This window comes from Glycomyces salinus (assembly GCF_016428645.1).
Classification (GTDB): Bacteria; Actinomycetota; Actinomycetes; order Mycobacteriales; family Micromonosporaceae; genus Glycomyces; species Glycomyces salinus.
In genome coordinates, this window is sequence record NZ_JAELXW010000081.1 from 16813 (window position 1) to 27422 (window position 10610).

The following is a 10610-nucleotide window of genomic DNA, read 5'->3' on the forward strand; positions in this document are numbered from 1 at the left end:
CCTCCAGCCCGAGGATCGGTCCGAACCGGCCCTTCCGGTTCACACCTGAGGCCGAGGAATGCGCGTTCAGCAGCCGGGAGCGATTCGGCCGCTTACGATCAGCCCGATGGGCTCAAGCGAGGTGGCACGGGACCAGGGCTCGACCAGGTCCTATCTGAGCGGCGAGGGTCCCTGGTCCCGCATCACCGGCGGCGACCCGGGCTCGGTGCTGTGGCTGCGCCTGCTGCCGCTGCTGGCGGTGCTCCCGCTGGCGCTGTTCGCGATCGACCCGGCCTTCCTGCGCTACACCTACCTCATCTTCACCTTCCCGGCCCTGACCGCGCTGGTCAACGGGCCGCTGGCGACCGCGGCGGCGGTCGCGGCGGTGGCGGGGTTCGTCGCGGCCGGCCGGGACGCGCTCGGGCTGCTGGAGCTGCCGGCCTCGGGCTGGTTGGACGTGGCGGCGGTCGTCTCGGTCGGGAGCCTGTCGATCCTGCTGGCCTGGATCCGCGACCGGGTGGTGGTCAGGCTGCTCAACATGACCATCGTCGCCGAGGCGGCCCAGGCGGCCATCCTCCCCGAACTGCCCGACCGGATCGGCCCGCTGCTGGTGACCTCGGCGTACCGGACCGCCGAGGGCAGCCCGGGCCTGGTCGGCGGCGACTTCTTCGACGCCCAGGAGACCGAGCGCGGGATCAGGATCGTCGTCGGGGACGTCCAGGGCCACGATCTGAACACCGTGAGACTGACCGAGGCGCTGCTCGGCACCTTCAGGGAGGGGGCACTCGACGACGCCGACCTGACCGCGCTGGCGGCCCGCCTGGAGCGCCGGGTGCGGCTGGACAACCGGGGCCGCGACGAGTGGGGGCAGACGTTCGCGACCGCCGCGCTGATCGAGATCCCGCCGGGTGAGCGCCTGGTGCGGGTGGTGCTGTGCGGGCACCCGCCGCCGCTGCTGGTGCACGGCCGGGCCCAGCCGCTCTCGGCCCGGCCCCGGCCCCCGCTGGGCCTGGCCGAGTTCGCGCCCAGCAGGGCCGAGACGCTGGAGGCCCCGCTGCTGCGCGGCGACCTGGTGGTGGCCTACACCGACGGCCTGTCGGAGGCCCGCGACCGCCGCGGGAACACCTTCCCGCTGGTCGACTGCGTCAACGCCCACGTCGCGGCCGGGGTGCGCGACCCCGACGGGCTGCGGTGGGGGCTGCGGGAGGACTTCTACGGCGGCGGCTTCCAGCGCACCGACGACCTGACGATGCTGGTCCTCCAGGTGCCGCACAGCGCCGAGCGGCCGGCGGGTTGACCCGCCGGCCGCTCCGACTCACTCGGTACCGGGAACCCCCGGCAGTCGATTACAGGCTGTGCTGCTGGGTACCTTCCGCTTCGCTACAGGTACTGACCGGTGTTGGAGACGGTGTCGATGCTGCGTCCGGAGTCCGAGCCCTTGCCGGAGACCAGCGTGCGGATGTAGACGATCCGCTCGCCCTTCTTGCCGGAGATCCGCGCCCAGTCGTCGGGGTTGGTGGTGTTCGGCAGGTCCTCGTTCTCGCGGAACTCGTCGACGGTCGCGTCGATGAGGTGGTTGAGCCGCAGGCCCTTGGACTGGTGCGTCAAGAAGTCCTTGATGGCCATCTTCTTGGCGCGGGCCACGATGTTCTCTATCATCGCCCCGGAGTTGAAGTCCTTGAAGTACAGGACCTCCTTGTCGCCGTCGGCGTAGGTCACCTCCAGGAAGCGGTTCTCCTCGACCTCGGAGTACATGCGCTCGACCACGGCCTGGATCATCGCCAGGACGGTGGCGTCGCGGTCCTTGGAGTGCTCGAGCAGGTCGTCGTCGTGCAGCGGCAGGTCCGCAGTGATGTACTTCGAGAAGATGTCCTTGGCGCTCTCGGCGTCGGGACGCTCGATCTTGATCTTGACGTCCAGGCGGCCGGGCCGCAGGATCGCCGGGTCGATCATGTCCTCGCGGTTGGAGGCGCCGATGACGATGACGTTCTCCAGGCCCTCGACGCCGTCGATCTCGCTGAGCAGCTGCGGGACGATCGTGTTCTCCACATCGGAGGAGACTCCGGAGCCGCGGGTGCGGAATATTGAGTCCATCTCGTCGAAGAACACGATGACCGGCATGCCTTCCGAGGCCTTCTCGCGAGCGCGCTGGAAGACCAGGCGGATGTGCCGCTCGGTCTCGCCGACGTACTTGTTCAGCAGCTCCGGGCCCTTGATGTTGAGGAAGTAGCTCTTGGAGCTGGCCTCCTCGCCGCGCATCTCGGCGACCTTCTTGGCCAGCGAGTTGGCCACGGCCTTGGCGATGAGCGTCTTGCCGCAGCCGGGCGGGCCGTACAGCAGCACGCCCTTGGGGGCGCGCAGCTGGTGCTCGCGGAACAGGTCGGCGTGCAGGAACGGCAGCTCGACCGCGTCCCTGATCAGTTCGATCTGCCCGTCGAGGCCGCCGATGTCGTAGTAGTCGACGTCGGGGACCTCTTCGAGGACGAGCTCCTCGACCTCGCTCTTCTGGATCCTCTCGTAGGCGTAGCCGGCCCTGGTCTCGATCATGATCGAGTCGCCGGCCCGCAGCGGCTGGTTGATCAGCGCATCCGACAGCAGGACCACCCGCTCCTCGTCGGCGTGGCTGGTCACCAGCGCCCGGTCGGGCGGGCCGCCTTCGGTGTTCTCTATCAGCTCCTTGAGCGTGACCACCTCGCCGATGCGCTCGTACTCGAGCACCTCCACCACGTTCATGGCGTCGTTGAGCAGGACTTCCTGCCCGCGCTCGAGCTCGTCGGCGTCGATGGACGGGGCGAGCGCGACGCGGAACTTCCTCCCGGAGGTGAAGACGTCGACGGTGCCGTCTTCACGGGCTCCGAGGAACACTCCGTAACCGGAGGGCGGCTGCGCCAGCCGGTCGATCTCCTCCTTCAAAGACACGATCTGCTCGCGGGCCTCTTTGAGGGTCGCCACGAGCCGCTCGTTCTGCTCCGACAGGCGGTCAATCTGGGTCTGAGCGGCGGCGAGCCGCTCCTCCAGAATGTGCACATGCCGGGGCGTTTCGGTGAGTCGACGCCGGGCCGCGGCCAGTTCCTCTTGGAGCTCTTCGACCTGTCCTGACAGTTCGTCGTGCTCTGAGTCCCGACCCAGTCCCTGTCGACGGTCATCATTGTTGCGTGCCACGGGTCACACCTCCCGAGTGAGGGTCCTACTCCAACCGTAGCTGGCTGGGGACGCCAATAGTAAGACTCGACACCGACATTGCGCCAGGATCTTTGTGGCAATTAATCTGGGGGACATGGGTGAGGAACGCGAACTCGAAGTCTCGATCGACCAGGACGCCTGCACAGGCGATGGACTGTGCGTCCAGTACGCGCCGGAGGTTTTCGAGTTCGATATCGACGGCTTGGCATACGTCAAGGACGCCGAGGGCGAGCTGCTGACCGCTGAGGGATCGCACACATTCGTGCCCGAGCGCCGCCGACTGGACATTGTGAACGCCGCTCATGACTGCCCTGGGGAATGCATCTACGTCCGCGATCAGGCCGACAAGACGCCCGTGGCCGGCCCGGGGGCCGAATAGGACGGTTCCTCACTCCCCCGCTTCGTCCTCGGACGACCGGGCCCGGCGGGCGTTGCGCTCGCGGAGGGCCTGCTGGCCCTTCGAGGGCTTGTACTTGCGCGCCGGGGCGACGGTTCCGGGTGCCAGCTTGCGGGCGGTGACCAGGAACGCGGTGTGGGCGACCATGCGGTGGTCGGGCCGCACGGCCAGGCCCTCCAGGTGCCATCCGCGCAGCATCGTCTCCCAGGACTCGGGCTCGGTGAAGGTCTTGCGCTCGCGCAGGGCCTCGACCAGGTCGGACATCTGCGTGGTGGTGGCGACGTAGCCGACCAGGACGCCGCCGGGCCGCAGGAGGCGCTCGACCGTGTCCAGGGCCTCCCAGGGGCTGAGCATGTCCAGCACGACCCGGTCGACCGGTTCGAGGTCGGCCTCGGCCACGTCGCCGACGGTCAGGGTCCACTGGTCGGGAGCCTTCCCGTACCAGCCGGCCACGTTCTGGCGGGCGATCTCGGCGAAGTCCTCGCGCAGCTCCCAGGAGTAGACGTGGCCGGTCGTCCCGACCGCGCGCAGCAGCCAGTTGGTCAGGGCGCCCGAGCCGGCCCCGGCCTCGACCACGCGCGCGCCGGGGTAGACGTCCCCGAAGGTGAGGATCTGTGCGATGTCCTTGGGGTAGATGACCTGGGCGCCGCGGCGCATCGACAGCCCGTAGTCGGGCAGGAGGGGGCGCAGGGCCAGGTAGGCGGTGCCGCCGGCGGAGGTGACGGTGACCCCGTCGGGGCGGCCGATGAGGTCGTCGTGCTCGATGATGCCCCGGTGGGTATGGAAGGCCCCGCCTTCGCTCAGGGTGATGGTGGCCTTGCGGCCCTTGGCGTCGGTCAGCTGGACTCGGTCGCCCGCCTTGAGCGCGTCTTCTTCCACGGTGGCAGTCTCCTTCAGGTAGGCCCGAAGCATCTTAACGGAGGGCCTTGACCACGTCGGCGGTGTAGAGCAGCCCTGTCAGACGGCCCTCGTCGAAGACGAAGTACTCCTCGGCGCGCGTCCTGCCGATGAGGTCGATCAGGTCCTGGCCGCCGACTCCGGCCTTGATGGCGGGGATGGAGCGCGCCGAGCGCAGCAGGCCGTCCAGGGGCATGGCGGCGATCTGGCCCTCGGGCACGGCCTCGGCCGCGGCGCGGTCGAGGACGCCGACCGGTTCGTCGCCGACGATCACGACCTCGCGGCCGTCGGCGGCCTCCAGGGCCTGTGCGAGCGTGCCGCCGGGCCGCAGGACGACGGCCGGTCGGGCCAGGGTTCCGGCGGCGAGGCTTCTGATCCTCGGGCCCATGGTCCCGGCCCTGATGGCGGCTCCCGCGCCGCGCCACAGCTCGAAGGCGACGAACAGGAGCAGGATCAGGCCGATCCAGGAGAAGATGCGGCCGGAGAACAGCCAGAGGCCGGCGCCGACGGTGCCGAGGGCGACCACGCGCCCGGCCCATCCGGCCCAGCGGTAGCCGGCCCAGCGGTCGCCGGTGGCGGCCCAGACGCCCGCCTGGAGGGCTTTGCCGCCGTCGAGGGGCAGTCCCGGCAGGAGGTTGTAGGCGGCGACCAGGATGTTGGCCACGCAGACTTGGAAGCTCAGCTGCCAGGTCAGGGAGCCGGGGATGGTCAACGCGAGTCCGGCCAGGCCGAACGCTCCGAGCGCGGCCGAGACGGCGGGTCCGGCCAGGGCGATGGCGGCCGCGGTGCCGGGCCGGGCGGCCTCGCGCTCCATCTCGGTGAAGCCGCCGAGGGCGTCGAGGTTGATGCGGGTGACCCTGATGCCGGCTCTGAGGCTGACCAGGGCGTGGCCGAGCTCGTGGAGGAAGACCGACAGCAGCAGGGTGATCGCGAACAGCCCGGCGACCAAGTAGGAGGTGCTCTCGCCGATGCCGTCGACCGAGCGGCGCACGATCGGGGCGTAGACGGCCACGACCATGGCCGCCAGGAGCAGCCAGGTGTAGCCGAGGGTCACCGGTATTCCGCGGATGCGGCAGAGGGTGAATCCGGAGCGGCGGAATTCGGTGACGGACGACGACACCGGCGCAATGCTACGCGTCGCGGGTCGGAACGGGTGTCCCGACCGGTCTCATGCCGGGCGGGCCCGGAAGACGTGGGTGGCGTAGGGCATCTCGAAGGTCTCGCGTCCCGCGAGCTGCGGGTGGGTGGCCAGGAGGTCGGCGACGGCGTCGGTGATCTCGCGGCGGCGGTCGGGTCCGGCGGTGATGTAGACCGAGCGGGACTGGACCAGGGCGATAAGGCCGGGGCCGTCGAGGGTCTTGCCGGAGCGGAAGACCCGGAGCTCGGATGCTTCGAAGTGCGGGGCGAAGTTGCCCGGTGCGGCCGCGCCGGTGGCGGCGCGCTCGCCGGCCGAGGAGCCGATGATGGCCGACAGCGCCCCGACCCAGTCGACCGATTCGTCGCGGACGTTCCAGATGGGCGCGAAGACGCCGCCCGGCCGGAGGACTCGGCGGAACTGCGGCAGGGCCCGGTCGCGGTCGAACCAGTGGTAGGCCTGGCCGGCGGTGACGACGTCGACCGAGGAGTCCGGCAGCGGCAGGTCCTCGGCCGGGGCGTTGTGGTGGCCGGCCAGGCCGGGAGTGCTGTCGAGGAGCTTGGCGAGCATCTGCGGGTCGGGTTCGACGGCCCTCACGCGGTGGCCGAGCGCGAGGAGACCCCTGGTCAGGAGTCCGGTGCCCGCGCCGATGTCGGCGACGTCCCGAGGGGCGTCGCCGCACATCCAGCTCAGCGCTTCGTCGGGGTAGGTCGGCCTGCTGGCGTTGTAGAGGTCGGCGGCCCGCCCGAACGAGCGGGCCATCTCATCGTGCGTGCTCGGCGCGGCCGGCGGGCCGTCGGAGGGTGCGGTGTCGGATGCCATGCCATAACAGTACGCACGTTATGTTAGATGTCAAGCGGGCTCGCAGCCCACTTCCGGGGTGGCGGCCGGGCCGGAGGCGATGAAGCCGAAGACCTCGCGGCTCTCGTCCGCGGCGACCTGGCCGTTCCAGCCCGCGTCGGCCGCGGTCACGCTCGCGCCCGACTGGGACCAGTCGCTGAGATGCATGTAGACCATGTTTTGACTTCCTCTCCGCCCTGAAGGGACGGAGATTCCCGGCTTGCAGTCCGCTGGTGCGTTCCGTCTACGGGTGGGTTCCTGTTTCAACGGGCTGCGCCCGGGTCTTACCGGCCCTCCGCAGGCGTTTTAGGTGTCCGCCTGCCCGGCGGCCACCAGACGCTGGCCTTCGCGTCTGATGTTGATCTCGGCGTTCGCGTCCCGATCGTGCTCGGCACCGCACCCGCGCCTCCACCGGCGCACCTTCAGCCCGTCCAGGCCCTGCGGCCCGGTCAAAGCCCCGCAGGCCGAGCACAGGCGGGTGGAAGGGAAGTACCGGTCGACCTTCGCGAAGGTGCGCCCAGCGCGCCGCGCCTTGGATTCGAGACGGTCAAGGAACCTCCCCAACGATGCGTCCTGCACTGACTTGGCGGCCCGGCCCCGACTGAGCCCGCGAAGCTGGTCGAATTCAACGGCGAAACGGACCATGTACACCTGCTGGTGAACTTCCCGCCCAAGGTCGCCGTCTCGAAACTGGTCAACAGCCTGAAGGGCGTCTCCTCCCGCAGGCTCCGCCAGGAGTACCCGGAGCTGGAGCGCCACTACTGGAGAGCGAAGCGGCTGTGGTCGGGCTCGTACCTCGCCGCCGGCGTCGGGGGCGCGCCCCTGGACACGGTCCACCGGTACATCGAAGGGGAACAACGCCCGAGCTAGGCTCGCAGTCCCGCTTCGCGGGACCGCGAACAGGCAATCGCCCCGGATTCACCCCCGACCTAAAGACCGGAGCACCCTCCGGGAAACCGGTAGCCTTCGGCGTTCCCTTCAGAGCGCGGTGGAGCCGACCGTCCTCGGCGCGCCCGGACGTCATATGCTCGAAGAATGCCGCAGGCCACCCGACCCACCCAGCTCTCGCCTTCGCGCGCGGCCGACTTCCAGCAGTGCCAGCTGCTGTACCGCCTCCGCGCGGTCGACCGCCTCCCTGAGCCGCCATCGAAGGCGCAGGTCCAGGGGACGCTGGTCCACTCGGTGCTCGAGCACCTCTACGAGGTGGAGGCCGGAGGCCGCACCCCCGAGGAAGCGCTGGCGATGATCGAGCCGGAGTGGGCCAAGCTGCAGGCCTCCGAGGACCTGACGCACCTGTTCGAGGACCCGGACGACGAGCGGACCTGGCTGCGGAACGTGCGCCGCCTGGTCGAGACCTATTTCAAGATGGAGGACCCCACTCGGCTCGAGCCGCACCGCACCGAGTGCCTGGTGACGGCCACGCTCGACGACGGCACCCAGCTCAAAGGCTTCATCGACCGCGCCGACGTCAACGGCGACGGCCTGGTCCGCCTGGTCGACTACAAGACCGGGCGCCGCCCGCCGGACCGGTTCTCCGACAAGGCGATCTTCCAGATGAAGTTCTACGCCCTGGTCTGGTGGCGCACCCGCGGCACCGTGCCCAAGCTGCTGCGCCTGATCTACCTGGGCGACGCGCGCGTGCTCGACTACTCCCCCACGCAGGCGGAGCTGGAGGGCTTCGAGAAGGGCCTCAAGGCGCTGTGGGCGACGATGCGCGAGGCCATCGCCACCGGCCGGTTCCGGCCGCAGCGCTCGAAGCTGTGCGGCTGGTGCTCGTTCCAGGAGCACTGCCCGGAGTTCGGGGGCGAGCCGCCGACCTATCCGCTGCCGACGGTGCTGCCTGGCCTGGAGATGCCTCCTACCTGAGGCGGACTCGTTAGTCGTCCTCGCGCTCGATGAGGAGCACGGCTGCGGCGGCTACCGTTTAGGCGTGCATTCCGCCAACGAGATCCGAGGGCTCCGCGCCTGGTTCCAGACCCACGTGCTGCTCGCGGACACGGTGCTCGCGGTCACGATCGCGGTCGTGTACGTCGCCTCGTATGGGATCAGCACGCAGCTCAACACCGAATTCGAGTTCTCCTGGTCCGATGCGCTGCTGCTGACGGTCCCGCTCGCGCCCATCGCCATCCGCCGCAAGTGGCTGTGGGCGGCGGTCGCGATGTCGCTGCTCGTGCTCGGAACGGCCGTCGTCACCGATCTGTGGGCGCTCGTGGCCGACAGCGGAATCGGATTCTTCGTGCTGACCTACACCGCCGCCGCCCACCTGCCGTTCCGCCGGGCGCTCGCCGCGTCCCTGTCGATCTGGATCGCCGTCCACTTCACCGTGTACTTCGTCAGCGCCGCCGAGACCACCATGACGTGGCGGATCATGCTGATCCTGCTCAACACCGTCATGGCGGCGACGGTGTTCTTCGTCGGCTGGGTGATGCGCAACCGGCGCCTGAAGTTCGAGGAGCTCTCCGACCGGGCGCGGGTGGCCGAGCGGACGCAGGCGGCGCTGGCCGCGCAGGCCGTGGCCGACGAGCAGCGGCGCATCGCCCGGGAGCTGCACGACGTGGTCGCCCACCACATCTCGGTCATCGGGGTCATGTCCGAGGGGGCCAAGCGGGTCCTGCGCTCCGACCCGGACGCGGCCGAGGACGCTCTGGTCACGGTCAACCAGACCGCGCGCACCGCGCTGCGCGAGATGCGCGACATCCTGGCGGTGCTGCGGCAGGGGCACGACGAGGAGGGCCGCGCCGACCTGGAGCCGCAGCCGACGGTCGATTCGCTGCGGACCCTGGTAGCGCAGACCAAGGAGGCGGGGCTGCCGGTGCGCTACAGCGTGCGCGGCGAGCAGTACCCGCTGCCGACCGGCGTGAGTCTCGCCGTGTACCGGATCGTCCAGGAAGCACTGACGAATACCATCAAACATGCAGGGCCGAGAGCGAAAGCAGGGGTCGTGGTCGACTACGGAACGACGGAGTTCAGCGTTTCCATCGGAGACTCGGGGCGGGGCGCCCCGGTGTCGGACGGGTTCGCGGGGGGCCACGGGCTGATCGGGATGCGCGAGCGCGCCACGCTCTACGGCGGCACCCTCCTGGCGGGCCCGCAGGCCGGCGGCGGCTACCTGGTCGAGGCCAAGTTCCCCAAGAACGCGCACCTCCAGGAGGTCGAGCGATGAGCGAGCGACCGATCCGCGTGCTGCTCGCGGACGACCAGCAACTTCTGCGCGCCGGGTTCAAGATGGTGCTCGGAGCCGAGAGCGACATCGACATCGTCGGCGAGGCCGGGGACGGAGTCGAGGCGTTCGACCTGACCCGCCGCCTGATCCCCGACGTCGTACTCATGGACATCCGGATGCCGCGACGCGACGGCGTCGCCGCGACTTCCGACATCGTCGAGGCGTCACTTCCGACCAGAGTGCTGGTATTGACCACATTCGACCTCGACGAGTACGTCGTCGGCGCCCTCCAGGCGGGCGCGGCGGGGTTCTTGACCAAGGACGCTCCGGCGGCGGACCTGGTCGAGGCGATCCGGACCGTCCACCGCGGCGGAGCCGTGGTCGCCCCGCACATCCTGTCGACCCTGCTGGGCCGCTTCGCCGAGCAGCGCGCCCCCGCCGACGACCGCACCCCGGCCCTGCTGGAGGCGCTGACCTCCCGTGAGCGGGAGGTCCTGATGCTCCTGGCGAAGGGGCTGACGAACGCCGAGATCGCGGACTCTCTGACCGTCGGCGAGACCACGGTGAAGACGCACGTGGGGCACCTGCTGACCAAGCTCGGGGTGCGCGACCGCGTCCAGGCCGTCGTCCTGGCCTACGAGACCGGCCTGGTCAAGCCCTCGCGGTGACGTACCTGGCCACTCGGTAGGACCGCAGTACCACGGATCTACGTCTGTAGTCGGAGACCGGACCATTCTCAAAGCCGATGCGAGCGGGGCCGGTTTCGAATACCGTCGGGGCAAGAGCGAACGAGAACCACGATGCAATTTGACGTCATGTATGATGTCATTATCTGAAGCATCGATGTCATGAAACCCGATACTCGGAACACCGCCACCGTCATCGAAAGAAGAGAGAGCGACGTGTCCACCGCATCCCCTGTCAAGACTGCCGCCGTAGCCGCCCAAGGCGTATGGAAGGCCTACGGTTCCGGAGAGGCCCAGGTCGTCGCGCTGCGCGACGTGTCGGTCTCGTTC

Annotated in this window: 11 protein-coding genes and 2 pseudogenes; 7 read left to right on the plus strand and 6 right to left on the minus strand. The window is 69.6% G+C overall.

Annotated elements, in window-relative coordinates; genetic code table 11:
- Window positions 1-106 precede the first annotated feature (106 nt).
- Complete coding sequence (locus JFB92_RS19010; RefSeq protein WP_199042503.1) at window positions 107-1276, plus strand: PP2C family protein-serine/threonine phosphatase; 1170 nt, start codon at window positions 107-109, stop codon at window positions 1274-1276.
- Window positions 1277-1359: 83 nt separating this feature from the next.
- Here JFB92_RS19010 and arc read toward each other — a convergent pair whose 3' ends face one another.
- Complete coding sequence (gene arc, locus JFB92_RS19015; RefSeq protein ID WP_199042506.1) at window positions 1360-3141, minus strand: proteasome ATPase; 1782 nt, start codon at window positions 3139-3141, stop codon at window positions 1360-1362.
- Between the two features lie 115 nt (window positions 3142-3256).
- Between arc and JFB92_RS19020 the strand changes: the two genes are divergently transcribed.
- Entirely contained in the window at window positions 3257-3541 is a 285-nt protein-coding gene (locus JFB92_RS19020) for a ferredoxin (RefSeq protein WP_199042507.1), read from the plus strand.
- A 9-nt stretch (window positions 3542-3550) separates the two neighbouring features.
- On the opposite strand, the gene JFB92_RS19025 is transcribed toward JFB92_RS19020, so the two are convergent.
- The 5 genes from JFB92_RS19025 to JFB92_RS19045 form a co-directional block, all read right to left on the minus strand.
- The gene (locus JFB92_RS19025) at window positions 3551-4471 is read right to left on the minus strand and encodes a tRNA (adenine-N1)-methyltransferase (RefSeq protein WP_199042508.1); all 921 of its coding nucleotides are present in this window, start codon (window positions 4469-4471) and stop codon (window positions 3551-3553) included.
- A gap of 1 nt (window position 4472) precedes the next feature.
- Window positions 4473-5576 (minus strand): M50 family metallopeptidase, encoded by a 1104-nt coding sequence (locus tag JFB92_RS19030; protein ID WP_199042509.1) that lies wholly within the window; start codon window positions 5574-5576, stop codon window positions 4473-4475.
- Between the two features lie 48 nt (window positions 5577-5624).
- Entirely contained in the window at window positions 5625-6413 is a 789-nt protein-coding gene (locus tag JFB92_RS19035) for a class I SAM-dependent methyltransferase (RefSeq protein WP_199042510.1), read from the minus strand.
- 30 nt (window positions 6414-6443) lie between these two features.
- Window positions 6444-6608 (minus strand): cellulose binding domain-containing protein, encoded by a 165-nt coding sequence (locus JFB92_RS19040; protein ID WP_199042511.1) that lies wholly within the window; start codon window positions 6606-6608, stop codon window positions 6444-6446.
- A 129-nt stretch (window positions 6609-6737) separates the two neighbouring features.
- The gene (locus JFB92_RS19045; RefSeq protein ID WP_199042512.1) at window positions 6738-6995 is read right to left on the minus strand and encodes a zinc ribbon domain-containing protein; all 258 of its coding nucleotides are present in this window, start codon (window positions 6993-6995) and stop codon (window positions 6738-6740) included.
- A gap of 51 nt (window positions 6996-7046) precedes the next feature.
- Here JFB92_RS19045 and tnpA point away from each other — a divergent pair.
- From tnpA to JFB92_RS27035, 5 genes and pseudogenes are all read left to right on the plus strand, one after another.
- A pseudogene (gene tnpA / locus JFB92_RS19050) lies at window positions 7047-7301 on the plus strand (IS200/IS605 family transposase); the annotation flags it as partial.
- Window positions 7302-7466: 165 nt separating this feature from the next.
- Window positions 7467-8297 carry a RecB family exonuclease gene (locus JFB92_RS19055; protein ID WP_199042513.1) on the plus strand — a complete coding sequence of 277 codons (831 nt, stop codon included), beginning with the start codon at window positions 7467-7469 and terminating at the stop codon, window positions 8295-8297.
- 64 nt (window positions 8298-8361) lie between these two features.
- Window positions 8362-9594: a sensor histidine kinase gene (locus JFB92_RS26700; protein ID WP_199042514.1), complete on the plus strand. Its 1233-nt coding sequence runs from the start codon at window positions 8362-8364 to the stop codon at window positions 9592-9594.
- Complete coding sequence (locus JFB92_RS19065; RefSeq protein ID WP_199042515.1) at window positions 9591-10262, plus strand: response regulator; 672 nt, start codon at window positions 9591-9593, stop codon at window positions 10260-10262. Before JFB92_RS26700 ends, JFB92_RS19065 begins: the two co-directional genes overlap by 4 nt.
- A gap of 234 nt (window positions 10263-10496) precedes the next feature.
- A pseudogene (locus JFB92_RS27035) lies at window positions 10497-10610 on the plus strand (ABC transporter ATP-binding protein); the annotation flags it as partial.